This window comes from Bradyrhizobium sp. Crot121, assembly GCF_059512385.1.
This window is the reverse complement of record NZ_JCAMOR010000538.1, coordinates 1-311: the sequence shown is the minus strand read 5'-3', so window position 1 is coordinate 311 and position 311 is coordinate 1. Positions and strand designations below refer to the sequence as shown.

Genomic DNA, 311 nt, shown 5'->3' with positions numbered 1-311 from the left:
CAGGTCTCCGGCTGACACCGAATGTTTCGACATCTTCTCGCCGTTTCCTGGCGACAACGAGGTTATCAGCCAACTAGAGCGGCTGAGCTCCAACGAAACGAAAATCGCGCCAAGATCGGTGCGGATGGTGGTCGGGTGGGCGGATCGTCCGGTCGTATGCATGATCACCTTCGGGATGAGTGTTTAGGCAGCCTTATTCTGCAAGAAATACGACTGCAATCCACCCCATGGGATCTCTCAAGGAGAGCGATACGCCATGAACGAGACTAGCAACATTGTCCCGCTCCGTCAGCCCGACGAGATCGACGATC

General features: G+C 55.6%; 1 pseudogene. It reads right to left on the bottom strand.

Annotated features, from left to right (window positions below):
• Window positions 1-162: pseudogene (locus AC5ZGW_RS47830) on the bottom strand (IS110 family transposase); the annotation flags it as partial.
• Window positions 163-311 lie beyond the last annotated feature (149 nt).